The 26081-nt window shown below is 68.6% G+C and carries 18 protein-coding genes (1 of these 18 only partly in view); 14 read left to right on the top strand and 4 right to left on the bottom strand.

Annotated features, from left to right (window positions below; all coding sequences use genetic code 11):
* The first annotated feature begins 156 nt into the window (after positions 1–156).
* On the top strand, positions 157–3261 hold the full coding sequence (locus ACOGI4_RS10385; RefSeq protein ID WP_419841597.1) for a fibronectin type III domain-containing protein: 3105 nt from the start codon (positions 157–159) through the stop codon (positions 3259–3261).
* Positions 3262–4040: 779 nt separating this feature from the next.
* Here the strand turns inward: ACOGI4_RS10385 and ACOGI4_RS10380 are convergent.
* Complete coding sequence (locus ACOGI4_RS10380; protein ID WP_419841596.1) at positions 4041–4319, bottom strand: hypothetical protein; 279 nt, start codon at positions 4317–4319, stop codon at positions 4041–4043.
* 19 nt (positions 4320–4338) lie between these two features.
* Here ACOGI4_RS10380 and ACOGI4_RS10375 point away from each other — a divergent pair, with 19 nt between their 5' ends.
* Positions 4339–6171: a fibronectin type III domain-containing protein gene (locus ACOGI4_RS10375; protein WP_419841595.1), complete on the top strand. Its 1833-nt coding sequence runs from the start codon at positions 4339–4341 to the stop codon at positions 6169–6171.
* A 705-nt stretch (positions 6172–6876) separates the two neighbouring features.
* On the opposite strand, the gene ACOGI4_RS10370 is transcribed toward ACOGI4_RS10375, so the two are convergent.
* The 3 genes from ACOGI4_RS10370 to gltB all read right to left on the bottom strand — a co-directional run bounded on the left by ACOGI4_RS10370 (position 6877) and on the right by gltB (position 14640).
* Positions 6877–8241, bottom strand: coding sequence for a Zn-dependent hydrolase (locus ACOGI4_RS10370; RefSeq protein WP_419841594.1), 1365 nt, complete (start codon positions 8239–8241; stop codon positions 6877–6879).
* Positions 8242–8341: 100 nt separating this feature from the next.
* Positions 8342–9799, bottom strand: a complete 1458-nt coding sequence (locus ACOGI4_RS10365; protein WP_419841593.1) for a glutamate synthase subunit beta — start codon at positions 9797–9799, stop codon at positions 8342–8344.
* Positions 9800–9855: 56 nt separating this feature from the next.
* Positions 9856–14640: a glutamate synthase large subunit gene (gltB, locus tag ACOGI4_RS10360; RefSeq protein WP_419841592.1), complete on the bottom strand. Its 4785-nt coding sequence runs from the start codon at positions 14638–14640 to the stop codon at positions 9856–9858.
* Positions 14641–15051: 411 nt separating this feature from the next.
* Between gltB and argC the strand changes: the two genes are divergently transcribed.
* The 12 genes from argC to tyrS form a co-directional block, all read left to right on the top strand.
* Complete coding sequence (gene argC, locus ACOGI4_RS10355) at positions 15052–16161, top strand: N-acetyl-gamma-glutamyl-phosphate reductase (RefSeq protein WP_419841591.1); 1110 nt, start codon at positions 15052–15054, stop codon at positions 16159–16161.
* The gene (argB, locus tag ACOGI4_RS10350) at positions 16158–17123 is read left to right on the top strand and encodes an acetylglutamate kinase (RefSeq protein WP_419841590.1); all 966 of its coding nucleotides are present in this window, start codon (positions 16158–16160) and stop codon (positions 17121–17123) included. Before argC ends, argB begins: the two co-directional genes overlap by 4 nt.
* 56 nt (positions 17124–17179) lie before the next feature.
* Entirely contained in the window at positions 17180–18442 is a 1263-nt protein-coding gene (locus ACOGI4_RS10345; protein ID WP_419841589.1) for an acetylornithine/succinylornithine family transaminase, read from the top strand.
* Entirely contained in the window at positions 18442–19341 is a 900-nt protein-coding gene (gene argF / locus ACOGI4_RS10340) for an ornithine carbamoyltransferase (RefSeq protein WP_419841588.1), read from the top strand. Before ACOGI4_RS10345 ends, argF begins: the two co-directional genes overlap by 1 nt.
* 10 nt (positions 19342–19351) lie before the next feature.
* Complete coding sequence (locus tag ACOGI4_RS10335; RefSeq protein ID WP_419841587.1) at positions 19352–19819, top strand: arginine repressor; 468 nt, start codon at positions 19352–19354, stop codon at positions 19817–19819.
* 11 nt (positions 19820–19830) lie between these two features.
* The gene (gene argH, locus ACOGI4_RS10330) at positions 19831–21384 is read left to right on the top strand and encodes an argininosuccinate lyase (RefSeq protein WP_419841586.1); all 1554 of its coding nucleotides are present in this window, start codon (positions 19831–19833) and stop codon (positions 21382–21384) included.
* 13 nt (positions 21385–21397) lie between these two features.
* The gene (locus tag ACOGI4_RS10325) at positions 21398–21982 is read left to right on the top strand and encodes a DNA-3-methyladenine glycosylase (protein WP_419841585.1); all 585 of its coding nucleotides are present in this window, start codon (positions 21398–21400) and stop codon (positions 21980–21982) included.
* A gap of 122 nt (positions 21983–22104) precedes the next feature.
* Positions 22105–22803 (top strand): NUDIX hydrolase, encoded by a 699-nt coding sequence (locus tag ACOGI4_RS10320; RefSeq protein ID WP_419841584.1) that lies wholly within the window; start codon positions 22105–22107, stop codon positions 22801–22803.
* Positions 22804–22861: 58 nt separating this feature from the next.
* A complete protein-coding gene (locus tag ACOGI4_RS10315) occupies positions 22862–23107 on the top strand; it encodes a hypothetical protein (protein ID WP_419841583.1) in 246 nt (81 codons plus the stop codon).
* Positions 23108–23248: 141 nt separating this feature from the next.
* A complete protein-coding gene (locus ACOGI4_RS10310; RefSeq protein WP_419841582.1) occupies positions 23249–24307 on the top strand; it encodes an ABC transporter ATP-binding protein in 1059 nt (352 codons plus the stop codon).
* Positions 24304–25071 (top strand): ABC transporter permease, encoded by a 768-nt coding sequence (locus ACOGI4_RS10305; RefSeq protein WP_419841581.1) that lies wholly within the window; start codon positions 24304–24306, stop codon positions 25069–25071. The genes ACOGI4_RS10310 and ACOGI4_RS10305 overlap by 4 nt, the downstream gene beginning before the upstream one ends.
* 53 nt (positions 25072–25124) lie before the next feature.
* A protein-coding gene (gene tyrS / locus ACOGI4_RS10300) for a tyrosine--tRNA ligase (protein ID WP_419841580.1) crosses the window boundary here: on the top strand, positions 25125–26081 show its 5' portion. Its footprint extends 315 nt past the window's final position; only the first 957 of its 1272 coding nucleotides appear in the window; the start codon lies at positions 25125–25127; its stop codon lies off the right edge, out of view.

Below are 26081 nucleotides of genomic sequence, written 5' to 3'. Positions count from 1 at the left end.
GATGGGAGCTGGGTCGATGGGAGCTGGGTCAACGTTAGGTGATGGCCGCACTGCGAACTCGATGGGCCGCCTTCGGGGGGGGGTCAGGGCGTGGTCGGTAGGCGCCGTGCGGTCGTGGGCGGCTGGCGACGCGGCGGTTGGGGGTTGGCTGGGATAGTGGTGTTGGCGGCCTCGGTGGTGTTGGTGTCGTCGTCGGGTGTTGGGGGCCAAGGCACGGCGCCTGCGAAGCCGAAGGGTTTTGTTGTTTTTGGTGTGGCGGGCGGGTTGCAGTTGTGGTGGAGTGATCCGGGGGATACGACGATTACGCATTATGAGTATGTGGCTGGGACTGATGAAGCAGCTGTTGGGTCGTCGACGAGTTGGGTGGACATGAGCGGCACGGATGCGTCGTCGACGTCGTTCAGTATTTCGTCGTTGGCGACGAATGCGGACTATTATGTGAAGATTCGGGCGGTGAACGCTGCGGGCAACGGCGCGGCGTCTGATGTGTACGACTCGTCCGTGGTTCAGCCGACTGCGCCGTCGCTGTCGGTGTCGCCGACGACGGTGACTGAGGGCAACTCGGGTCACAAGACTGTGAGGTTGACGGTGTCGTTGTCGTCTCCGGCGCCGCAGGGCGGTCAGGTCATGACGATCGAGCAACCGGCCATCGGCATCAGTGATCCTTCGTTCGGGACGTACAACTCGAACCAGATTGGGGCGACGAGCTGCACGACGTTGAAGATTCCTGCGACCGCTGACATTTGCTGGCCGAACGGCCGTCAGGTGACGATACCGGGGGGTGGCACGTCGGCGACGCTGACGATGGGGGTGTTGGGGGACACGACCGAGGAGGCCGCGACCGAGTACATGTATCTCGCGGTGACCACTTCCATTGAATCCAACACTCGAATCGGTTATGCGCGGTTGTTGATCACTGATGATGATGGTGCGAACGCTCCGGCTACGCCGGCGAAGCCGGTGGGGTTTGTGGCTGTGCGGGGTGTGGGTGGGTTGCGGTTGTTGTGGGTGGATCCTGGTGATTCGTCGATTGAGAAGTATCAGTATGTGGTGACGCAGGGTTCGCGTCAGGCGGCGAGGGATGCGACGGGGTGGGTGGACATGGCGGGTTCGGGTGCGTCGACGGTGTCGTTCACTGCGCCGGCGTCTGCGGCGAGTTGGGTGAAGATTCGGGCGGTGAACGCTGCGGGGAACGGCGAGGAGTCGGATCCGCAGAGCGACGCGCCGGGGACGTCCGCGAATGTGATCGTGGCGCGTGCGAGTCCGGTGTTGGTGACGGAGGGCGATTCGGGGACGACGAATGTGACCCTGTCGGTGACGTTGCCTGCTGTTGCGCCGGTGGGGGGCCGGTCGGTGAGGGTGAGGGCGGTGTCGGGTCAGACGGCGACGGTGAACTCGAATTACGATTCGTCGACGTCGTGCAGTTCGCCGTCGTCGGGTGCGGATTACTGCTGGCCGAACGGGGACACGATCAGCATCGCCCCGGGGGAGACGCAGGGGTCGTTGGTGTTGGGGGTGCTGGGCGACGAGGTCGACGAGGACAGGCACGAGTCGGTGTACCTGCGGGCGGGCTATTCGGACGGGGACACCTCGGTGCTGGGGGTGGCGGCGTTCGCGATCGTGGACGACGACGAGGGCAGCTCGGGCGGGGACCGGTCGGACAGGTTGCCGCCGAAGCCGTCGGGGGTGACCTTGGAGCGGCGTGCGGGGACGAACACGTTCGATCTGTCGTGGTCCGATCCGGGTGATTCGTCGATCACGAGCTGGCGGTACAGGTATCGGAAACCGGACGGGACGGAGTTGGGGTGGTTCACGGTGTCGGGCTCGGACGCGGAGACGACTACGGTGGCGTTCACTCCGAGCGGGGGCATCGGCGACGGGACCTGGAGGGCGCGTGTGCAGGCCCTCAACGCGAACGGCGAGGGCGCCGCGTCGGACTGGGCCAGCGTCCGCATAGGCGAGATCGGCGCCACCACCACCACGTCCGCCACCAGCAGCACGTCCACCTCGACGTCCACGACTTCTGTGTCGACGACGGTTGCGGCGGGGGTGCCGGCGAAGCCGTCGGGGTTGTCGATGTCGTGGGATTCGTTCGCGGAGCGGTTTACGGTGTCGTGGTCGAATCCGAATGACGCGACCATCACGGTGTACAGGTATCAGACGCAGACTCCTGGCGGGACGCAGTCGCCGTGGGCGAATGTGTTGAGCTCGAATTCGTCGACGACGTCGTTCGGTTATGCGCCTTCGGGCGGTCAGCCTTCGGGTTGGCAGGTGCGGATACGGGCACGCAACAGCAACGGCCTGGGGCCGATCTCGGACTGGGCGTCGTACGCCGGCGGCGCCACAACAACCACCACCACCACGACTACTGCTGCCACGACAACGACCACCACTGCTGCGACGACCACGACGGCTGGTGCTACGACGACGACTGCTGCGACTGCTACGACGGCGCCGAGGGTCCCCTCCGGAGGCGGAGGCGGTTCTGGCGGCGGGGGCGGAGGCTCGGGCGGCGGTTCTGGCGGAGGCTCGGGTGGGTCGGGCGGTTCTGGTGGTGTGTCGGTGTCGGGGAGTCCGTGGGCGCCGTCGGGGGTGCGCACTGTGTCGGGGGGCGGCGTGCTGCTGGTGTCGTGGTCTGCGCCCGCCGGCGGCGCTTGCGGGGCGTCGGGGTATCTGGTGCGCATCCGCGACAGCGGGGGGCGTGTGGTGGCGGAGTCGCTGGTGCTCTCAGGCGTCACGAGCTGGCTGGTCACCGGTCTGACGCCCGGCGTCGGGTACACGGTGGAGGTGCACGCCTACAGCGCAGCGTGCTGGAGCTTCTCCCCGCCCGCCGCGCGCACGTTCACCGTCACCGCCACAGGCGACCCGCCCGATCCGCCCAAGCGGCCGTTGGCGGCGCCGACGCCGGTGCGGGACCTGAGCGTGGACACGTCCAGACGCGACCGCGTCACCCTCACCTGGGCCAAGCCGGCCGCGATCAGCGACGCGCGACGCGACTCTCGCTGCGCGTACACCCGTCCGGGGGAGCCGCATTTCGCGAAACGCGTCCGCTACGCCTATGAGGTGTACAACATGACCACCGGCGAACGCGTCGCGGCAGGCAGCTTCGAGTCCAACAGCCCCACCCTCACACGCACCGTGACGCTCACCGGTCACGCAGCAGGGGCGGGGTATCGGCTGAGAGTCAGCGTCGTGGCCTACTCCGAGTCCTGCAACCGCTGGTCACCCATCCGCCGCACCGCCTGGTGGACCACCCCATAACCCCACCCCACGAGCAGCGCCGGCCGAGCGCGCCCCGCGCCAGCCGCAGCCGGCTGTTGGACAGCTCGACAGGCTGATGCTGTCACCGCCGCGAGCCCCCAACGAGCAGGCGGCGAATCATCTCACCAACCAGGGCGGGGTGTGGGCAGGGGCCTCCGCGCGCAGTTCTGCGACGCCACGCACCCCGCGCGCCCAGCAGATGCGTCGCAGCTGTTTGAGCACGGAGGCCCCTGCCCACGCTCCGCCCGGACAAGACACAACCCGCAGTCGCGCTCGCAGCTGTTCGGGCACGGAGGCCCCTGCCCACACCCCGCTCGGACGCGACGTTGCCACGGCCACATGCAGTGCGCCACGCAGGCCCCGGCCCGCAGCCTGTCCGGACAAGGCCCAGCTGGTTGGTTGTTGGGGTGTATCGTAGGTGCGGCGTGTTGAGTGCTCTGTCTTGCCTGCCGGCTCGGCTGGGTTGTTGGCGCGTTCGCGTGTGTCCGATGAGGGACGACGCGACTGGGGCGACTGATGCGGGATCGCAGATGAGAGACGGCAGATGACGGGGCTGTTACGGACAGTTTGTCGCTTGATGTGCCACTCTGAAGTCGTCTTGTGAGGTTGGGAGTTTGATGATGTCGAGTCTTGGTCGCGTAGCGCGTGTGGTGCGTCGTTCCCGGGGGGGGGGGTCTGCGCGTGCTGACTGTGTCGGGTGGCGCGGCGCGGGTTTGGGGGCTGCTGGGGGCAGTTGTTTTTGCGGCGGGTGTGGTGTTGGTGCCGTCGTCGGTGGGGGGTCAGGGTTCGTCGGTGCCTGCGGCGCCGTCGGCGGTGGAGATCGTGCCGACGGTTGGCGGGGTGAGGGTGTTTTGGCTGGATCCGGATGATTCGACGATCACGAAGTACCAGTATGCGTTAGGGAGCAGCGGCACGTCGTGGCTTGACGTGACCGGTTCGGGTGCGTCGACGACGTCGTTGGAGGTGTCGGGGAGCGGGACGATTGAATTGAGGGTTCGGGCGGTGAACTCGGCCGGTGCGGGTACGGCGTCGGCTGCGGTGTCCGAGACCGCTGGCACCTCGGCCAGCGTGATTTCGATGCAGGTTGATCCTGTGCAGATCGTGGAGGGCGACTCGGGCCACAAGAACGTGACGGTGTCGTTCACGCTTCCGACTGCGGCGCCGCAGGGCGGTGTGGAAGTCGCCGTCGATACGGTGGGCACCGGCACTATCACGGAGAACACCGTCACCGGCAGTTCCGGGCCGAGCAGCAATGCGTGTACTCATCCGACTCCTGCGACTGCTGATCTGTGCCTCCTTAACGGCGACATCGTGACGGTGAATGAGGGGGAGATCCAGGGCAGTCTGGTGATCGGCGTCAGGGGGGACACGACGCAGGAAGCCCGCAGAGAGGTCGCGTACCTGTTCGCCGACGCCACTATCGGCGGCACTTCGGCATATGGTGTTGTGCCGTTGGAGATCATCGACAACGACGGCACGAACGCGGGAACTGCCACCACGACGACCACAACATCAACGACGACGACGAGCACATCGACAACAACAACCACGACTACGACTACGACGACTACTTCTACGACAACGACAACCAGCACCACGACCACGACGACGACGGCGGCGGGGGTGCCTGCGAAGCCGTCGGGGTTGTCGTTCAGTCGGCGTGGCAGCACGAACACGTTTGATGCGTCGCGGACGAATCCGAATGACGTGACGATCACTCGGTGGGCGTATCGGTGGGAGTATCCGGATGAGACGCGTTCGACGTGGAGGAATGTGCCGAGTTCGGGCAGTTCGACGACGTCGTTGGCGTTCGGTCCGGTGTCGGGGATTACTGATGGCAGGTGGAGGTTGCAGATTCGGGCTCGTAATCCGTCCGGCTGGGGGCCGGTGTCGGACTGGGCGTCGCATACTGTCGGTGCCACCACAACGACCACTACAACCACCACCACGACTACGACCACCACGACCACGACGACCACCACGACTACGACGACCACGACGACCACTACGGCGCCGACGACTACGACTACGACGACCACTACGACATCGCCGACTTCGACGACTGCTGCGACGACCAGCACGACGACGACGGCGCCGCGGTCTTCGTCGGGTGGCGGCTCCGGCGGCGGGGGCGGCTCCGGCGGCGGTGGGGGCGGCGGCTCCGGCGGTTCGGGTGGTGCTGGTGGTGTGGTGGTGTCTGGGAGGCCGTGGCAGCCGTCAGGGGTGCGCGTCGAGTCGGGCGGCGGTGTGCTGTTGGTGTCGTGGTCGGCGCCGGGCGGCGGTGCTTGTGAGGCGTCGGGGTATCTGGTGCGTGTCCGCGAACGGTCTCGCGGCGGGTCGGGTGTGGGGCGTGTGGTGGCGGAGTCGCTGGTGCTGTCGGGCACCACGAGCTGGCTGGTGACCGGCCTCACCCCCGGGGTGGGCTACACCGCAGAAGTGCTGGCGTACAGCGCTGTGTGCTGGAGCTTCTCGCCTGCGGTGACGCGCACGTTCGCTGTCGCCGCGGCGGGCAGGCCGCCGGTTCCGCCGAGGCGTCCGTTGATGAGCCCGATGCCGGTGCAGGAACTGAAAGTGGACACCGGCAAGCCGGGTCGGGTGACGGTCACCTGGACGAAACCCGCTGCCACGCCGGATGTGCAGCGTGATGTGCGTTGCGCGTACACCCGTCCGGGTGTGCCGCATTGGGTGAAGACCGTCCGCTACGCGTACGCAGTCCACAATGTGACCACCGGCGAACGCGTCGGCGCGGGCAGCTTCGAGTCCGCCGGCCCCGCCCTCTCCCGCACGGTCACGCTCACCGGTCACGCAGCAGGCGCCGGCTACCGGCTGCGGGCAAGCGTCGTCGCCTATTCGGACACCTGCAAACGCTGGTCCCCGATACGCCGCGTCTTCTGGTGGACCACCCCATGACACCCCCCAGCACCGCCAGCAAGCTCACACCGCCGCCGCAGCAAGCCCACCGCACGCGGAGCGCGATGGGACCGGCTTCGGCGAGCAGCACGATGGGCGCGAGACACAGCCCGACCGCCTAGGGCGAACGGTCACACCAGCCATAGCGGAAAGAATGCACTCAAGCAGCGAACAGCCGACCGGCGCCAGTTGTTTGGAGGCGAGTGATCTCGCTGGCGAGGGCGGAATGTTGCTAGGGAAACGGTGAACGACCGAGCAGCATCTGTAGCACGGAGCCGGCGGCCATGTCAGCCACAGCGGTGCATGGGCAGCGGAGCGGCTAAGGACCGACCGGTAACCGCTGTGCGGGCCGAGTGATGTCACCGGTGAGGGCGGCGTGTGGGCAGGGAAACGGTGAACGACCGAGCAGCACCCGTTGTCTGGGGCGAGTGATCTCATCGGCGAGGGCGGGGTGTGGGCAGGGGCCTCCGCGCGCAGTTCTGCGACGCCACGCACCCCGCGCGTTCAGCAGATGCGTCGCAGCTGTTTGAGCACGGAGGCCCCTGCCCACACCCCGCCCGGACGCGCCATTGTCACGGCCACGCTCAGCGCGGCACGGAGGCCCCTGATCACGCTCCGCCCGGACGCGAGACTGCCAAGAGCTCTTGCTCTCGTCCCGCCCGGACGCGACGCAGCCAGCAGTCGCGCCCCGCGCGTAGCTGCGACTCAGCTTGCCAGCGCCAGCACGGCGTGCAGCGTGGCCTGAGCGCCTGCGGTGGCGTGTTCCGGCAAGATCGATTCTGCCTCGTTGTGGGACAGACCGTCGGCGCAGGGAATGAACAGCATCCCCGCCGGCGCCACCCTCGACACGTAGCAGGCATCGTGGCCTGCCCCCGAAGTGATGTCCATGGCCTCGAAACCGGCAGCCGCAGCGCCGGCGCGCACTGCCTCGACCACGACCGGATCGAACACGATCGGAGGGGAGTACCAGATCGGCGTGATCTGCGGACGGGGGAGCGAACGGCCACGCAGGTCTCCGGCGCCGCTCGCCTCGTCGTTGCTGGGGCCGCCACTGGACTGTGGTCCGAACAACGGCCCCTGCGCGGCGGCCAGCAGCTCTTCGTGCATCGCTGACAGCTCGTCGGCATCTGGATGACGCAGATCGACGGTCAGCGTTACCGAGCAGGCGACCGTGTTGCGAGAACCGGGGCCGACGTTCAGCGTGCCGACCGTGGCGCGTCCTTCCGGCGCTCGGCGAGCGGCGATCTCGTCGACTTCGCACACCAGCCGTGCCGCGGCCAGCATCGCATCGCTGCGGTGCTCCATCGGCGTGCTGCCCGCGTGTGCTGACTGCCCGTTGATCGTCACGTCATACCAGCGGATGCCCTGCACTCCGGTGACCGTTCCCAGCGCCACTCCGGCAGCTTCCAAAATCGGGCCTTGCTCGATGTGCGGCTCGATGTAGCAGCCGATCGGGCGGCGTCCAGACCCGTCCGGCGCACCCTGGGGCGCGCCGTCGGACATACCCGCTGACACACCCGCGGGCACACCGCACGGCACCTCGCCCGCGTAGCCGATGCGCTCCAGCTCGGCGCCCAGCGTGGTGCCGTCGATGCCAGGGGCGGCGAGGCCTTCCACCAAGCTGAACGCTCCCGCGTACACGCCTGAGCCGATCATCGCGGGCGGGAAACGGGCGCCTTCCTCATTCGTCCACGACACGACTTCGACCGGGGCAGCAGTGCGCACGTCGTGGTCGTGCAGCACGCGCAGCACTTCGAGTCCGACCATCACGCCGTAGGCGCCGTCGTATCGGCCGCCGGTGGGCTGGCTGTCCAGATGACTGCCGACCACCACCGGCAAACGCTGCGGATCGCTGCCGTCGCGGCGCGCGAACAGGTTGCCCATCTGGTCCACATGAACGGTGCAGCGCAGCTCGCGAGCCCAGGCAACGAACTGGTCGCGTCCCGCCCGGTCCTCGTCGGTGAGCGCGACTCGGGCCACACCCCCGGCCGGCGTCGCGCCGATCTCGGCCAACTCAGCCAGCGTCCTCCACAGGCGCTCGCCGTCCACTGCGTACGTGCTTGCGTTCACGGTGGACAGTCTGGCCGAACAGCTGCTTGTCTGGGGGACCGCAGCACAAGGTGAACGCGATGTCGAGCGGCGTCGTTGCGCATCGCCGCTGTGCGGTCGGTCAGCCGAGCGGCCGAGCCGTCGGCGGTATGGGCCGGGGCAGGTCGGTGCGGCCCATCAGCGCTTCGTCCACGGCCGCTGCGCATGCTCGGCCCTCGGCGATCGCCCACACGATGAGGCTCTGGCCGCGGCCCATGTCGCCGCACACCCACACGCCCTCGACGCTGGTGCGGTAGTCGTCGTCGCGCAGCACGTTGGACCGTGCATCGGTCTCCACGCCGAGCTCGGCAAGCAGGCCGTGCTGCTGGGGCCCGACGAAGCCCATCGCCAGCAGCACCAGCTCGCAGTCGAGCTCGAAGTCGGTTCCCTCCACCTTGGTGAACCGGCCGTCGCGCAGCACCACCTCGTGCGCCCGCAAGGCCCGCACCGCGCCCGCGCCGTCACTCAGGAACTCCTCGGTGTTCACCGAGTACACGCGCTCGCCGCCTTCCTCGTGAGCGGAGGAGACTCGGTAGACCATCGGATAGGTGGGCCATGGGTTGGCCGAGGGTCGCTCGTCGGGCGGCCTCGCCAAGATCTCGAACTGGTGTACAGAGGCAGCGCCTTGACGATGCGCCGTGCCGAGGCAGTCGGCGCCGGTGTCGCCCCCGCCGATGATCACCACCCGCTTGCCCTGGGCAGTGATCGGCACGTCGCCTGGGTCGAGGTCTCCCTCCTGGGCCCGATTGGCCCAAGGCAGGTACTCCATTGCCTGGTGGATGCCGTCGAGCTCTCGGCCCGCGACCGGCAGATCGCGCCACGCGGTGGCACCGCCGGCCAGCACCAGCGCGTCGAAGTCGGCCTGCAGCTGCGCGGCCGGGAGGTCCGTGCCGACGTCCACCCCGGTGCGGAACGTCGTTCCTTCGGCGCTCATCAGGTCGAGCCGTCGCTCGATGTGCCGCTTCTCCATCTTGAACTCGGGGATGCCGTAACGCAGCAGGCCGCCGAGCCGGTCGGCACGCTCGAACACCGTCACGTCGTGACCGGCGCGGGTCAGCTGCTGTGCTGCTGCCAGCCCGGCGGGCCCAGAACCCACCACTGCCACGCTGCGACCGGTGCGCAGGGCGGGCAGCTCCGGGCGGACCCAGCCCATCTCGAATGCCTTGTCGATGATCGCGACCTCAACCTGCTTGATGGTGACCGGGTCGGAGTTGATGCCCAGCACGCAGGCGCCCTCGCACGGCGCGGGGCACAGCCGGCCGGTGAATTCGGGGAAATTGTTGGTCGCGTGCAGTCGCTCGATGGCCTCGCGCCAGCGATTGCGGTACACGAGATCGTTCCAGTCGGGAATGAGGTTGCCGAGCGGGCAGCCGGAGTTGCAAAAGGGAACGCCGCAGTCCATGCAGCGGCTCGCCTGGGTCTGCAGGTCTGCATCGGCGAAGGGCTCGTACACCTCGCGCCAGTCGCGCAGGCGCACCGGCACCGGACGCCGCGTCGGCAGCTCCCGGCCGTGTCGCATGAAGCCGCGCACGTCACCCATGCGCAGCCCCAGCGCTGGTCGAACGGCGGCTGCGCTGCGTTCGAGTGATCAGCGATTCAGCCATGCGCAGCCGCCATGACTGCTTCGTCGGGGTCCTGGCCGAGTTCGCCGGCGGCCGCCCGCGCCTCGAGCACGCGGCGGTAGTCCTTGGGCATCACCTTGCGGAAGCAGCGCACCTCGCTGTGCCAGCGACCCAGGATGCGCTGCGCCGGCGCAGAATCGGTCTCCGCGAGATGTCGACGCAGCACCGAACGCAGCGTCTGCGCATCGGTGTCGTCCAGCTGGGGCTCCAGGTCGACCATCTCGGTGTTCAGGCGCCTCCAGAAGACGTCGTCGGGGTCGTACACGAACGCCACGCCTCCCGACATGCCGGCGCCGAAATTGCGGCCGACGCTGCCGAGCACCACCACCAAGCCGCCGGTCATGTACTCGCACGCGTGGTCGCCCACTCCCTCCACCACCGCAGTAGCCCCGGAGTTGCGCACGCAGAAGCGCTCGCCGACGGTCCCGCGGACGAATGCCTCGCCGCTGGTCGCGCCGTACAGGATGACGTTGCCGGCGATGACGTTGTCCTCTGCCACGAATGCAGGGTGCGTCGTCCGAGGCGGCCGCACCACCAGGCGCCCGCCCGACAGCCCTTTGCCGAGATAGTCGTTGGCGTCGCCCCACAGCCGCATCGTCAGCCCGCGTGGAGCGAAGGCGCCGAAGCTCTGACCGGCCGACCCGACGAAGCGCAGGTCGATCGTGTCGTCGGGCAGGCCGTCGCCGCCGTGGGCGGCGGTGATGCGATGGCCGAGCATGGTGCCCACGGTCCGGTTCACGTTGCTGATCGGCAGCTGCGCGCTCACCGGCTCGCGCCGCTCCAGCGCGGGCGCCGCCAGCTCGATCAGCTGCTGATCCAGCGCCCGCTCCAGGCCGTGATCCTGGCTCTGGGAGCAGTAGCGGTCCTGGGGCCAGGGCGTCTCGGGCTCCGCCAGGATCGGCGACAGATCCAGCCCGTGCGCCTTCCAGTGCGCGATCGCCGCGGTGGCGTCGAGCCGGTCCACCCGCCCCACGGCCTCGCGCAGCGACCGAAAGCCCAGCGCTGCCAAGTGCTCGCGGACCTCTTGGGCGACGTACTCGAAGAAGTTCACGACGAACTCGGGGCGGCCGCTGAAGCGCTTGCGCAGTTCGCGATTCTGTGTCGCAACGCCCACCGGGCAGGTGTCGAGATGGCAGACGCGCATCATGATGCAGCCCGACACGACCAGCGGCGCCGTGGCGAATCCGAACTCTTCGGCGCCCAGCAGCGCTGCCACGATCACGTCGCGCCCGGTCTTCATCTGCCCGTCGGTCTGCACCACGATGCGGTCGCGCAGCCCGTTCAGCAGCAGCGTCTGCTGTGTCTCCGCGAGGCCCAGCTCCCACGGCGCCCCAGCGTGCTTCAGCGACGTCAACGGCGACGCGCCGGTGCCGCCGTCGTGTCCGGAGATCAGCACCACGTCGGCCTTTGCCTTGGACACGCCGGCCGCGACGGTGCCGACGCCGACCTCGGCCACCAGCTTCACGTGTACACGCGCCGCGGGGTTGGCGTTCTTCAGATCGTGGATGAGCTGCTTGAGGTCCTCGATGGAGTAGATGTCGTGGTGGGGCGGCGGGCTGATGAGCCCGACGCCGGGCGTGGAGTGGCGGGTCTTGGCGATCCACGGCCACACCTTCGGTCCGGGCAGCTGCCCGCCCTCGCCCGGCTTGGCGCCTTGGGCCATCTTGATCTGCAGGTCGTCGGCGTTGGCCAGATACTCAGAGGTGACGCCGAAGCGGCCCGACGCCACCTGCTTGATGGCCGAGCGCCGCAGATCGCCGTTGGGGTCCGGCCGGTAGCGCTGGGGATCCTCGCCGCCCTCGCCGGTGTTGGACTTGCCGCCGATGCGGTTCATCGCGATGGCCAGCGTCTCGTGCGCCTCAGCGGAGATCGATCCGTAGCTCATCGCCCCGGTGGAGAATCGCTGCACGATCCGCGAGACCGGCTCCACCTCCTCGATGGGGATCGGACCGCCGGGGGCCGGTCGGAGCTCGAACAGGCCGCGCAGGGTCGCCAGCTCGGCGGACTGATCGTCCACCAGGCGCGTGTACTCCTTGAAGACCTCGTAGCGGCCGGCGCGTGTGGAGTGCTGCAGCTTGTAGACGGTTTCCGGGTTGAACAGGTGGTACTCGCCCTCGCGCCGCCACTGGTACTCGCCGCCCGCCCACAGGTCGCGGTGCGCGGCTTCCGCAGGATTGTCGAGATGAGCGAACCGGTGGCGGGCGGCCACCTCGGCAGCGAGCACGTCGAGGCCCACGCCGCCGAGCTTGGAGGTGGTGCCGGCAAAGCAGCGGTCGATGAGGTCCGCTCCGAGGCCCACGGCTTCGAACACCTGCGCACCGGTGTAGCTGGCCACCGTGGAGATGCCCATCTTGGACATCACCTTCAGGACGCCCTTGGTGCAGGCCTTGATGTAGTTGCGTTTGGCGGTGCGCTCGTCGATCTCGGTGATGATGCCGCTTCGCACCATGTCGTCGATCGACTCGAACGCCAGGTACGGATTGACGGCGCTGGCGCCGTAACCCAGCAGCAACGCCATGTGATGCACCTCGCGTGCGTCGCCGCACTCGGTCACCAGCCCTGCCATCGTGCGGGTCTTATTGCGCACCAAGTGGTGGTGTACCGCGCCGGTCAGCAGCAGCGAGGGAATCGGCGCGTGCTGCTCGTCGCTGTAGCGGTCCGACAGGACGATGATGCGGGCGCCGCCGGCGATGGCCTCGTCCACCCGCTCGCAGACCTCAGCGAGCGCTCGTTCCATGCCCGCGCCGCCCTCGTCCACCGGGTAGAGGCCGTCCACCGCGAAAGGCCGATACAGCCACTCGCCGCCGTGCTCGCTCTCGGGCGTGCTCTGGTGCCGGCCGCCGTCGGCAGCGCCGGAAGCTCCGTCGGTGGCGAGCCGGTCCTCGTCGATGTACAGGAGCTTGGCGAGGTCCTCATTCGACAGGATCGGGGAAGGGAGCACCACCTGCCGGCACGACGCCGGGCCAGGCTGCAGCAGATTTGCCTCCGGGCCGATCTTGGCCTTCGTCGAGGTGACGAGCTCCTCGCGGATCGCGTCCAGCGGCGGATTGGTGACCTGCGCGAACAGTTGGCTGAAGTAGTCGAAGAGCAGACGCGGCCGCTGCGACAGCACCGCGATGGGAGTGTCGGTGCCCATCGACCCGATCGGCTCCGTGCCGCTGCGCGCCATCGGCGCCACGAGCAGCCGAAGCTCCTCGGTGGTGTAGCCGAACTTGCGCTGCCGCAGCGTCACCGAGGAGTGCTGCGGAGTCAGACTGAATCGGGGCGGCAAGTCCTCCAGATGAGCGAGTCCGTCGGCGAGCCAGTCGCCGTAGGGCGCAGCGTTCAGGAGATCGCGCTTGATCTCCTCGTCGCCCACAATGCGGCCCTGTGAGGTGTCCACTAGGAACATGCGTCCCGGCTGCAGGCGGCCCTTGCGGATGATGCGGCGCTGGTCGAGGTCGGCCACGCCGACTTCCGATGCCATCACGACGAGTCCGTCGGCGGTCACCCAGTAGCGGGACGGCCGCAGGCCGTTGCGGTCGAGCACGGCGCCGACGACGGTGCCGTCGGTGAAGGCGATGCTGGCCGGCCCGTCCCACGGCTCCATCAACGAGGCGTGGAATTCGTAGAAGTCGCGCTTGTCCTGAGGCATGCGCGCGTGGTTCTCCCAGGCTTCGGGGATCATCATCAGCACGGCGTGGGGCAGGCTTCGGCCGCCGAGATGGAGCAGCTCGAGCACTTCGTCGAAGCTGGCGGTGTCCGACGCGCCCGGCGTACACACCGGGAAGGTGCGCTCCAGTCGGTTCGTCCCGTCAGGGTCGCGAAACAGCGGGCTGGACAGCGTGCCCTCTCTCGCACGCATCCAGTTGCGGTTGCCCATCACGGTGTTGATCTCGCCGTTGTGTGCGAGCATGCGATAGGGATGCGCGAGCGGCCACGACGGAAAAGTGTTGGTGCTGAAGCGAGAATGCACCACGGCCAGCGTGGAGGCCAAGCGGGCATCCACCAGGTCGGGGTAGAACTCCGCGAACTGCCTGCAGGTCAGCATTCCCTTGTAGACGAGCGTTCGGCACGACAGCGACGGGAAGTAGGGAGCGGGTTGCAGCTCGCGCTCCGTGCGCTTGCGGGCCACATAGACCCGTCGTTCCAAGTCCAGCGTTGTCAGTCCTGCCGGCCTGCCCGGCGCCCCGGGGCGTTCATGCGCGGGCGCTGCCACGAACAGCATGCGGAACAGCGGCATGGGGTCGGTCGCGAACGAGCCGAGCGATGACGGATCGGTCGGCACCTCACGCCAGCCGAGCACCTCGAGCTGCTCCTCGCCCATGATCGCTTCGATGGAGGCGGCTGCGCCGTCGGGATCCTCGCGCGGCAAGAAGGCAATGCCGACTGCGTACTGGCCGACGGGCGGAAGCTCGAATGCGCAGACCTCGCGCAGGAACCGGTCCGGCACGCAGATCGTCATGCCGATGCCGTCGCCGACGTTGGCCTCGGCACCGGTGGCGCTGCGATGGTCCAGATTGATCAGGCACTGCAGCGCTTGGTCGACCACGGCACGGCTGGGCACTCCGGACATGTCCGCGACGAAGCCGACGCCGCATGCGTCGTGCTCGAACGCCGGGTCATAGAGGCCTTGGGCCGGCGGCGGCCCGTCACACGGGCTGGTGCTGATGCCGGCCGAGGGGTCGGCACAGGCGTCGGCAGAACCACCAGTGCGGACGTCTGGACGGCCGGACGCACATGGTGCAGCGTGTGCATTGGCAGTCTCAGTGGCCGGCATGGGCGACGTCCCGGTGAGATGAGTCAATTCCTGTGATGAGTGCCCGTGATGAGTGCCCGAGCAGGGACTCAGCGGTTCTCAGATCGGTGGTTCTCGGTGGTTGCAGGGACGTCGTTGGCCCTGAGAGCGTGCGCAGTGTAGCGGCGATGCGCCCAAAGGCCACAAGACTGTGCCGGTGCCGAGACGTGCCCGAGTGCATCCAGGGCCTTAGTGAATAAGCTTGCAAATTGGTGCAATCCACATGCGAACTCTTGGTATCGTGACCGAGGCTTGCAGCGACTGGCAGCGAAGTCACCAGCGACAGTCACTCGCAGACCTGACCGCAGTGCCCGACGCGAGACTTCACAACCGAGCTTCGACAACTGAGCCGACAACAGCCGAACCGACGACGAGGGAGCCGGACGCCACGCCATGGACCCACAGCCCAGCCTGAAGCACAACAGCGCGACGACCAGCGCGACGACCGATGCAGCGAAACCTGCATCGTCCGACAGCGCGGGTTCGTCTGTTCGCGTGGGCATCGTGGGCGCATCCGGCTACACCGGCTCGGAGCTAATGCGGCTGATGGCGGGGCATCCGTTCTTTGACGTGGTGGCCATTGCTGGCGACACGCAAGCGGGAACGGCGGTGCGCGACCTGTATCCCAGCCTGGCCGCCGACTACGGCAGCCTGCGCTACAGCACCTATGACCCTGGCGAGTTCGTCGGGCTCGACGTGGTGTTCCTGGGGCTGCCGCACATGGCCAGCGCCCCCGTCGTGGCCGATCTGTACCGGCGGGTGGGCTGCGTGGTCGATCTTGGCTCGGACTTTCGGCTGCTGGACGCGGAGGCGTACCCGAAGTGGTACGGCGCGCAGCATCCGATGCCGGAGCTGCTGGGCGAGCTGCCCTACGGGCTTCCCGAGCTCGGACGTGCAGCACTGCGCGGCGCCGCGGGCATCGCCGTGCCCGGCTGCTACCCCACTGCGGCTGCGCTGGCGCTGGCGCCGTTCGCCCGCAACGGGCACATCTCGACCGAGGGTGTGGTCGTCGATGCGGCGTCGGGTGTCAGCGGCGCGGGCCGCGGGCCCAAGCCCGCTACGACGTTCTCCGCGGTCGACGAGGACTTCGTGGCCTACGGCCTGCTGGACCATCGCCACACGCCCGAGATCGAGCAAGCCACCGGGTGCGAAGTGCTGTTCACCCCGCATCTGGCGCCGATGGTGCGCGGCATTCTGGCGACGTGTTACGCGAGGCCGGCCGGGGAGCTGACCACCGAGGAGGCGCTCGACGTGCTGAGCGCCTTCTACGCGGACGAGCCCTTCGTGGTCGTGCATTGCGACGCCCCACACACCAAGGCCACGCTCGGTGCGAACACGTGCCATCTGAGCGCACGGGTGGACAGCCGCACCGGCTGGCTGGTGGTGCTCAGCGCCATCGACAACCTGGTCAAAGGTGCCTCCGGCGCAGCAGTGCAGTGCGCCAACCTCGCGCTCGGGCTGCCGGAAACAGCAGGCTTGCCGACGACCGGGTTGATGCCGTGAACGCCGGCGACGACCGTCGTGGCCAGGGGCCGGCGGCTGGTGGTGCCGCTGCCGGCATCGGCGAACCGCGCCCCGCGGCCTCCGAACGCGCCGAGCTGCTCGTGGAGATGCTGCCCTACATCAGCCGCTGGCGAGGCAAGGTGATGGTGGTCAAGTTCGGCGGCAGCGCCATGGTCGATGCAGCGCTGACCGACGGCTTCGCCGCCGACATGGTGCTGCTGCGCCAGATCGGCTTGGCGCCGGTGGTGGTACACGGCGGCGGACCTCAGATCGGCGAGCTCATGGCGCGACTCGGCAAGACGTCGGAGTTCCGGGACGGGCTGAGAGTCACCGATGCGGAGACGCTGGACATCGCTCGCATGGTGCTCGTCGGCAAGGTCAACCGCGACATCGTCGGCGCCATCAACGTACACGGCCCGCTGGCTGTGGGCATCTCGGGCGAGGACGGCCGGGTCATCACCGCCACTGCCCGGAACCCCGAGCTGGGATTCGTGGGCGAGGTGACCGACGTCAACACCGACTTGCTGGAGCGTCTCCTCGCCGAAGGCTTGATCCCGGTGATCTCCACCATCGGCGCGGACACCAAGGGTCAGGCGTACAACATCAATGCGGATACCGTCGCCGGAGCGGTGGCCTCCGCGCTGGAAGCAGAGAAGGTCGTGTACCTGACCGATGTCGCCGGGCTGCTCGACGACGTCGACGATCCGGGCTCGCTCGTGCGGCGGACGACGGCAGACTCGCTTGCTGCTCGACTGCGCACCGGGCGCGTCGCCGGCGGGATGATCCCCAAGATCGAAGCCTGCATCAGCGCCGTGCGCGGCGGCGTCAACAGCGCGCACCTGCTCGACGGCCGCGTGCGCCACGTGGTGCTCGCCGAGCTGTTCACCGACGAAGGAGTCGGCACCATGATCACCGCCGATCGGCCTGCCGGCCGCCGCGGCCACCAGCTGAACTCCCCGTGACGAACGACGAAGTTCACCAACGACCAACGCAGCCAGCACCACAAGGCCAGGACCACATGACCCGCGACCCAGACCTCCACGACAGCCCGCTGATGCCCACCTATGCGCCGCCGACCGTGCAGTTCGTGCGGGGGAGCGGCTGCGAGCTCTACGACCGCAGCGGCAAGCGCTACCTGGACTTCTTGGCCGGGCTGGCCGTCACCTCGCTCGGGCACGCCCACCCCGCAGTCGCCGAAGCGCTCAGCGAGCAGGCACGCACGCTCTTGCACGTCTCCAATCTGTTCGGCACCGAGCCGCAGCTCGAGGTCGCCCAGGTCATCGACCGCCTGCAGGGCGGCGGCGGCCAAGTGTTCTTCGCCAACAGCGGCGCCGAGTCGCTCGAAGCCGCGATCAAGCTGGCCCGCAAGTTCGGAGGCCGAGGTCGCCATGTCGTGGTCAGCGCGCTGCGGTCGTTCCACGGGCGCACGCTCGCGACGCTGCACGCCACCGGTCAGCCGGAGAAACACGAGACGTTCCAGCCGCTGCCGCCCGGCTTTCGCCACGTGCCCTACAACGACGCAGACGCCTTGGAAGCTGCGCTGGATCCCAGCTGCTGTGCCGTGCTGCTCGAAGTCGTGCAGGCCGAGGGCGGCGTCAACGTGGCCGACAGCGCCTACCTGCGCAACGTTCGCCGCATCTGCGACGAACGTGAGCTGCTGCTGATCATCGACGAGGTCCAGACCGGGCTGGCGCGCACAGGCCGGTGGTTCGCTTGGCACCACCACTTCGAGCCGTCCGGCGGGCCGACCGGCGCGGCGCGTCCGGACATCGTGACGATGGCCAAGGCGCTCGGCAACGGCGTGCCGATTGGCGCCGTGTGGGCTCGCCGCGAGGTTGCGAGCGCGTTCCGGCCGGGCGACCATGCCACCACCTTCGGCGGGCAGCCGCTGGCAGCGAGCGCGGCCCGTGCGGTGCTGCGCACGATGGAAGCCATCGATGCGCCGGCCGTGGCAGCAGCCCGCGGCGAGGAGCTGGCCGGCCAGCTCATGGGCGTCGAGGGAGTGGTCGACACCCGCGGGCTCGGCCTGCTCATTGCGGCCGAGCTGGATGCCGGCGCTCTCGGTCGCAGCGGCCCTGAGGTTGCTGCTGAGTGCCTGGCGGCTGGTCTGGTGGTCAACGGGGTCACTCCGACCGCCGTGCGCTTCACACCGCCGCTGGTGGTGTCGAACGAAGAGATCGACGAAGGCCTGGCGATCTTCGCGAGCGTGCTCGACGGTCGCGGGCCTGCCGATGCTGGGTCCGCTGGTACTGGGCCTGCCGATACTGGGCAGCCGGGCTGATGCGGCACTTCCTCGACGTCGACGATCTCTCGCGCGACGAACTGATCTGGGTGCTGGACGCCTCATTGCGTCCCGCTGCGGACGCGTCTGCGGTGCTGGGGGGGCGAGGCGTCGCCTTGATGTTCGAGAAGGCCTCGAACCGCACGCGCAACGCCATGGAACTGGCCGTCACGCAGCTCGGCGGACACCCCGTCTACATCCGGCCCGAAGAGGTCGGGATGGACACGCGCGAGTCCGCCGAGGACATTGTGCGAACGCTGGCCTGCTACCACGAGATCGTGGCGGCGCGTGTCTTCGGTCACGCTCAGCTCGAACGGATGGCGGCCTGCAATGCTGTGCCGGTGGTGAACCTGTTGTCCGACCAGGCCCATCCCACCCAGGCGCTGGCGGACTTGCTCACCATTGCGCAGTGCGTGGGGTTCGAGCACACCGAGCGAGTGGCGTTCGTCGGCGATGCCAACAACGTGTGGCGTTCCCTGGCGGTCGGCTGCGCCATGCTGGGCATCGAGAGCGCGCTGGCGGTGCCGACCAGTTACGCACCCGCTGCTGCGACCCTGGCGCAGCTCGACGCAGTCGGAGGCCGGTGTACCGTCACCGACGACCCGACCGAGGCAGTCGAGGGCGCTGCGGTCGTGTGTACCGACGTGTGGACCTCCATGGGCCAAGAGGACGAGCAGGCAGATCGCATCGCTGCGTTCGGCGCTTACCAGGTCACCGCTGAGCTCATGTCGCAGGCCGCCGACGGTGCAGTGTTCCTGCACTGCTTGCCGGCCCGTCGAGGCCAGGAAGTGGCCGCCGAGGTCATCGACGGCCCGGCCAGCCGGGTGTGGCAACAGGCCGAGAACCGGATGCACGCAGCGCGGGGTCTGCTGGCGTTCCTGGCCGGAGCCACGTCATGAGCGTGACGTCATGAGCGCCAAGATGCGGCGGCAGCATCTCATCCGCGAACTGCTGTCCAGCCACGAAGTCGGCAGCCAAGCGCAGCTGGTCCAGCTGTTGGCAGAACACTCCGTGGAGGTTGCCCAAGCCACCGTCTGTCGCGATCTGGTGGAGCTGGGCGTGGCCAAGATGCGAACGGCGGGGCGGACAGTGTACGCCATTCCAGCAACTGACGCTCCTGAGGCGCTGCGGTCGGGCACGTTGCGCCGCGTGTTCTCCGACTGGGTGCTCGAGGTGCGCAGTTCGCTCAACCTCGTCGTGCTGCGAACACCGCCGGGCTCTGCCCATGTCGTCGCCTCGGCCATCGACCGCAGCGGCAACGGCATCGAGGGCGTGGTCGGCACCGTGGCGGGCGACGACACGCTGTTGGTCGTGGCGTGCGAAGAGCTCGGCGGCCGCGCCGTCGCCGAGCGCTGCCGCGAGCTGGCGGGCCTGTGAGCCCCCAGGCGATGCCGACAGACCGCGCGTCCGCCGACGGTGCCGCCACGTTGTGGCACGGCCGATTCGACAGGGCGCCTGCGGCGGCGGCCGCGATGCTCAACGACTCGCTGTCGTTCGACCGGCGCATGTTCGCGCAGGACGTCGCTGCGTCGCGGGCTCACGTCTCGATGCTGGCAGGCGTCGGTCTGCTGTCGATTGCCGAGCGTGACGACATCGTGGCTGCGCTCGATCACGTGGAGCACGAGATCTCCGAAGGCCAGATGGTGTGGGCGCCGACCGACGAGGACATTCACACCGCGGTCGAACGGCGAGCCACCGAGCTCTGCGCCGCCGCCGCCAAGATGCACACTGGCCGCAGTCGCAACGATCAGGTGGCGACCGACCTGCGCCTGTGGACGCGCAGCGCCATCGACGAGCTGACGGGGCTGCTGCTGGGTTTGGCTGCGACGCTCGCCGCGCGGGCCCGCGAGGCTCATGCTGCGGGCATACGGCTGCCTGGCTACACGCACTTGCAGCAGGCCCAGCCGGTGGGGCTGGCGCATCACCTCGCCGCCCACGCGTGGGCCCTGCTGCGAGACGTCGGGCGCCTGGGCGATGCGAGACGTCGAGCCGACGTGTGCCCGCTCGGCGCGGGAGCGCTGGCCGGTTCCACGCTGCCGCTGGATCCTGCAGCGACCGCTGCGGAACTCGGCTTCGCGGCAGTGTTCGAGAATTCGCTCGACGCCGTCAGCGATCGTGACTTCGTCGCCGAGACGTTGTTTGCGCTCGCCATGGTGGGGATCCACCTGTCTCGCCTCGGTGAGGAGCTGGTGGTGTGGTCGAGTGCGGAGTTCGGCTTCGTGAGGCTCGACGATGCCTATGCAACCGGGTCGTCGATGATGCCGCAGAAGAAGAACCCCGATGTCGCCGAGCTGGCGCGCGGCAAGGCCGGGCGTCTCATCGGCTCTCTGACCGGCCTGCTGGCGACGCTGAAGGGACTCCCGCTGGCGTACAACAAGGACCTCCAGGAAGACAAGGAACCGCTGTATGACGCAGTCGACACGGTGCGGCTGGTGACCGTGGCGTTCGACGGGCTCATGCAGACCGTCGAATTCGATGCCGAGGCCATGGCGACTGGCGCAGACGACCCGCTGGCGGCGGCCACCGACGTGGCCGAATGGCTGGTGAAGGCCGGCATGCCGTTCCGCGACGCCCACGCCCTCGTCGCCGGGCTCGTGCGTCAAGCCTTGGCCGAGTCGTTCGACGAGGCAGAGCCAGTGGAGGCAGAGCCAGAGGTCGGGTCCACCGAATCAGCGGTCGCGCCGCAGATCACGAGCGCGTCCGACCGATTGACCGAACTGGTGGCCGTTCACCCGGCGCTCGGACCCGAAGCAGCCCGATTGCTGAGGCCCGGCGCCGCATACCTCAGCCGCAACACGCCGGGTGCGAGCGGCCCCGATGCCGTGGCGGTGCAGCTGGCACGGCTCCACACGGCGCTGGTCGATGCTGGGCTGGCCGGCGCCGGGCTGGCTGACGCCGGGCGAGAGCCGGCCGGCAGCACAGACCGCGGGCCACAAGGGTGATCAGGCACTGCGCGTGTCGGCAGGTGTCCCGCTGCCGAGGGCGTTCTACGAGCGCCCGGCCACCGATGTCGCTCCGGACCTGATCGGCAAACTGCTGGTACACGAGAGCGGCACTCGCACGGCGGGACGCATCGTGGAGGTCGAGGCGTACTGCGGCGTCGGTGATCCTGCGGCGCACTCGCGCCGCGGCCCGACGGCTCGCAACGCCTCGATGTTCGGGCCTCCCGGGCATCTCTACGTGTACTTGATCTACGGCCTGCACTGGTGTGCGAATGCCGTGTGCGCACCGGCAGGCGTCGGTGACGCAGTGCTGTTGCGCGCCCTCGAGCCGACGCACGGTGTGCGACACATGGCTGTCCGCCGACGTGTCGCGGACTGCCGGAGCTTGTGCTCGGGGCCGGCCAAGCTGACTCAGGCACTCGGCATCGGCGGCGAACACGACGGCTGCGACCTGACGTCGCCCAGTGGCCTCAGCATCTGCGACGACGGCGTGGTGCCGTCAGACGTCGCGCGGTCGGCGCGCATCGGCATCAGCAGCGGCACGGATCTGCTGTGGCGCTGGTACGACGCTTCCAGCGCGCACCTCAGCAGGCGATGAGTTCGGCGCAGTGGATGCCCGGCAACGAGTTCGAGGCGACGCGCCCGCGTTCGGCACCGGCTGCGCCCGGGCGCGGCGGGTTCGCGAGGCTGCCCGCCGCCGCTCTGTCGCGGGATGGCCATATGGCTGTCGACCGTGAAGCTGTCGTCCCTGAAGCTGTCGTCCGTGAAGCGGGCGATCTCGGTGCCGCCATGGCGGTGGCTGAGGCGTTCAAGCCCCGTGATCGCGTCCAGGCGACGCATCGGCGTCGGATGATCGACTTCATGGCCCGTCACCCCGACGCGCTGCATCGCTCGTGCGAAGTCGGCCACGTGACGGCGTCTGCGTGGGTGGTGAGCGACGACGCGACCAAGGGACTGGTCCTCCTGCACCGCAAGATCGGTCGATGGCTGCAGCCGGGCGGACACGCCGACGGCGAGAGAGCCCTCGCCGGGGTTGCTCTGCGCGAAGCCACCGAGGAAACCGGCATCGACGGCCTCGAGGTCTGGACAGAGCCAATCGACATTGACATACATCTGGTTGTCAGCCGTCTGGTTGACAGCCATCTGGCTGTCAGCGATTTGGCTGTCAGCGATTTGGTTGTCGGCCATCAGGCAGTCGGCCAGGGGCATGCAGAGCCAGACCACCTGCATTTCGACGTGCGCTACCTCGTCCGCGCCCCTCGCCATGCCGTGCCGAGCGGCAACCACGAGTCCGAGCAGCTGCGGTGGATCGGGCGCCATCAGCTCGATGAGCCTCGGCTGAATCTCGATGCCAGCACGCGTCGGCTGGCTCGCTACGGCTTCGAGCTCGCCGCTGCTGTGGCCCTTCGACGCCAGTAGCCCATCGCCGATGCACGCGCCGGCCAAGCGAAGGCGCGTGCGCCGGTAGCGTGGCTGCGTGGGTATCGGCACCGTGCTGGTCGTCGCCTGCGCGTCGGCAGCGCTGATCATGGCCGCCGGGATCATCGACATCCTGCGGCTCGGCCGCGAACGGTTCGGGGCTGCTGGCAAGCGTCGCTGGCACTGGATCCTGCTGATCGTCTACAGCGGTCCGCTCGGTGTCCTGCTGTATGCGGCGGCCGTTCGACCTCAAGTGCGCTGGCCCCACCGCTACGCCGACCCCGAGCCTGGCGCTGAAGACTGATCGCTGAAGACTGATCGCTGAAGACTGATGCTGACGACTGATGCTGACGACCGATACGGACGGCTGATGCCGAAGACTCATGCCGAAGACTGACTGGGGCCTGGGTGACGACGTGCGTTCGGGCGATGCATCGTTCGGGCGATGACCGCGGCACGCCTCGCGATCGAGGTCACCCAGCTCTGCAAGCGCTACGGCGAGCTTGAAGCGGTCAGCGGCGTCGACTTGACGATCGCGACCGGCGAGGTCGTGGCGTTTCTGGGTCCCAACGGTGCGGGCAAGACCACCACCGTCGAGATTCTCGAGGGTCTCCGCACCGCAACGTCGGGCACGCTGCGGGTGCTGGGCGCCGACCCGGCGCGCGCCGGCCCGGACTGGAGGGAACGGATCGGCGTAGTGCTGCAAGGCGCAACGCACGAAGGCGACTTCACCGCTGAGGAAATCGTCACCATGTGGTCGGCCTACTACAGCGCGCCCCGACGCCCTGTTGACGTGTTGGCCCAAGTCGGACTGGTCGAGGCTTCCGGTATGCGCACGCGTCGCCTGTCCGGGGGTCAGCGACAGCGACTGGCGGTGGCGCTGGCGCTCGTCGGCAACCCGGAGCTGGTGTTCTTGGACGAGCCGACGACCGGCTTTGACCCTGCCGCTCGGCGCGAGGCGTGGCAGATGATCGGCGGTCTGGGCTCGCTGGGCGTGACGGTGATGCTGACGACCCACTACATGGACGAGGCCGACCAGCTGGCGGATCGCATCATCGTCATCTCGCGCGGCCGCATCGTGGCCGACGGCACCGCGTCCGAACTGGCGGCACGCGTCTGTCTGCCGTCGCACATCAGCTGGGACGCGGCGGAACTGAGCCGGCGGCAGCTGCCCCAACGTCTTGCAGACCTGCTCGTTTCGGCGAGCACGTCCGACCGGGCGACCGACTTGGCGACCGATGCAGCGACGAGCCCGAGCACCGCAGCTCAGCTCATGGAGCGGCCGGCGATCGCCACCCGCGACATCGACGGCGTGGTGCGCGAGCTGCTCGCCGCTGCTGCTGGCGCCGGGGTGCGACTGGATTCGCTGGCTGTCGCCCCGCCGACGCTGGAGGACACGTACCTCGCGCTGACCCGCCCCGCCTCGACTGGCCCCACCCTCGCAGGCCCCACCTCGACTGGCCCCACCTCGACTGGCCCCACCCCAACCAGCAATCCAGCATGAGACGCCTGCGTCAGCTGCGAAGCGAGGTGTCGTTCAACCTGCTCAGCTTCCGGCGCAGCGCGGCGGCCACCTTCTTCACGGTGCTGTTGCCCTTGATCTTCTTGGTGATCTTCACGTCGATCTTCGGCAATGAGGTCATCAGCTCGACCGGCGCGCGTGTCGCGACGATGTACGTCCCGGGGATACTGGCGCTGGCGTTGGTCTCGGCGAACTTCATGAACGCTGCCATCGTCACGGTCATCCGGCGCGAGAGCGGCGTGCTCAAGGCGATGCGGGCGACCCCGCTGCCGCCTTGGGTCTACGTCGGCGGACAGGTCGGCGCGTCGCTGGCGCTGACCGGGCTGATGACGGTGCTCGTGGTGGGCATCGGCCGGTTCGGCTACGGCGTCGGCGTCCAGCTCGCGGCCGTGCCGAGCCTGTTGATCACGCTCCTCGTCGGCGCAGCGGCGTTCTCGGCGCTGGGGCTCGCCGTCACCTGCGCCTGCCCCAGCGAGCAGGCCGCGCCGGCGGTCACCAACATGTGCGTGCTGCCGCTGTACTTCGTCTCCGACGTGTTCATCCCTTCAGCGGGAGCGCCGCGCTGGATGAGCGTCATCGGCGACGTCTTCCCCATCAAGCACTTGGCGCTGGCGCTGGGCCGCACGTTCGATCCGTTCGGCCAGGGTGTGCCCATGCCGGTGTGGCGCTGGACGATCATGCTGGCCTGGGGAGTGGTAGGAGTGCTGATCACGCTGCGCTGCTTCCGCTGGACGCCGCGCGGCTAGCCGGCTGACCTCGCTCGCTGGTTTCGCGCACCCCGCTCCGGCAGACTGGCTGCGTGGACGTGCTGGCGGACCTCGACGCACGGGGACTGATTCATCAGACGACGGACCGGCGGGCGCTCGCTCAGCGTCTGGGGACGGGGCCGATCACCGTGTACTGCGGCTTCGACCCCACCGCCGCGAGCCTGCACGTGGGCAATCTGTTGGGGCTGCTGACGCTGCGGCGCCTGCAACTCGGCGGCCATCGGCCGATTGCGCTGGCAGGCGGCGCCACCGGGATGGTCGGAGATCCCAGCGGGCGCTCGACGGAGCGGAACCTGCTCGACGACGACGCCTTGGCCCGCAATCTCGAAGGCATCGTTCCGCAGCTGCGCCAGTTCCTGGATTTCGATGACGGACCGCACGCGGCCCGGCTGCTGGACAATCGTGCGTGGACAGTCGGCGTCGGGGTGCTCGATTTCTTGCGAGACGTCGGCAAGCACGTCACGGTGCAGCAGATGATCGGCAAGGAATCGGTGCGCAGCCGGCTCGACGAGGGCGACGGCCTGTCGTACACCGAGTTCAGCTACATGCTGCTCCAAGCCTATGACTACCTGTGGCTGGCGGAGAACGTCGAGTGCGAACTGCAGGTCGGAGGCTCGGACCAGTGGGGCAACATCGTGCTCGGCATCGACCTGATCCGGCGCCGGCTGGGCCGTCCCGCCCATGCGCTGACCTGGCCGTTGCTCGCTCGCAGCGACGGCGCCAAGTACGGCAAGACCGCAGCCGGCGAGACGTTGTGGCTGAGCGCGGACGCCATGAGCCCCTACCGCTTCTATCAGGCATGGATCGGCGTGGACGATGCCGATGTCGCGAAGCTGCTGGCGCAGCTGACCTTCCTCGAAGTGTCCGAGGTGCGCGACATCGCCGCAGCGCACCTGGCCGACCCGGGCCGACGCGCGGGTCAGCGGCGGCTGGCAGCAGAGGTGACGCGCATCGTGCACGGCGACGAGGCGGCATCGGCTGCGGCGCAG

This window comes from Candidatus Poriferisodalis sp. (assembly GCF_965205175.1).
GTDB lineage: Bacteria > Actinomycetota > Acidimicrobiia > Acidimicrobiales > Poriferisodalaceae > Poriferisodalis.
This window is presented reverse-complemented; position numbering and strand designations above follow the sequence as displayed.

Coding starts and splice junctions, on each gene's coding strand:
- ACOGI4_RS10375 (WP_419841595.1), top strand. CDS start 4,339: ATGCAGGTTGATCCTGTGCAGATCGTGGAGGGCGACTCGGGCCACAAG.
- ACOGI4_RS10365 (WP_419841593.1), bottom strand. CDS start 9,799: ATGGGTGACGTGCGCGGCTTCATGCGACACGGCCGGGAGCTGCCGACG.
- gltB (WP_419841592.1), bottom strand. CDS start 14,640: ATGCCGGCCACTGAGACTGCCAATGCACACGCTGCACCATGTGCGTCC.
- argC (WP_419841591.1), top strand. CDS start 15,052: ATGGACCCACAGCCCAGCCTGAAGCACAACAGCGCGACGACCAGCGCG.
- ACOGI4_RS10345 (WP_419841589.1), top strand. CDS start 17,180: ATGACCCGCGACCCAGACCTCCACGACAGCCCGCTGATGCCCACCTAT.
- argF (WP_419841588.1), top strand. CDS start 18,442: ATGCGGCACTTCCTCGACGTCGACGATCTCTCGCGCGACGAACTGATC.
- ACOGI4_RS10335 (WP_419841587.1), top strand. CDS start 19,352: ATGAGCGCCAAGATGCGGCGGCAGCATCTCATCCGCGAACTGCTGTCC.
- argH (WP_419841586.1), top strand. CDS start 19,831: ATGCCGACAGACCGCGCGTCCGCCGACGGTGCCGCCACGTTGTGGCAC.
- ACOGI4_RS10320 (WP_419841584.1), top strand. CDS start 22,105: ATGGCTGTCGACCGTGAAGCTGTCGTCCCTGAAGCTGTCGTCCGTGAA.
- ACOGI4_RS10310 (WP_419841582.1), top strand. CDS start 23,249: ATGACCGCGGCACGCCTCGCGATCGAGGTCACCCAGCTCTGCAAGCGC.
- ACOGI4_RS10305 (WP_419841581.1), top strand. CDS start 24,304: ATGAGACGCCTGCGTCAGCTGCGAAGCGAGGTGTCGTTCAACCTGCTC.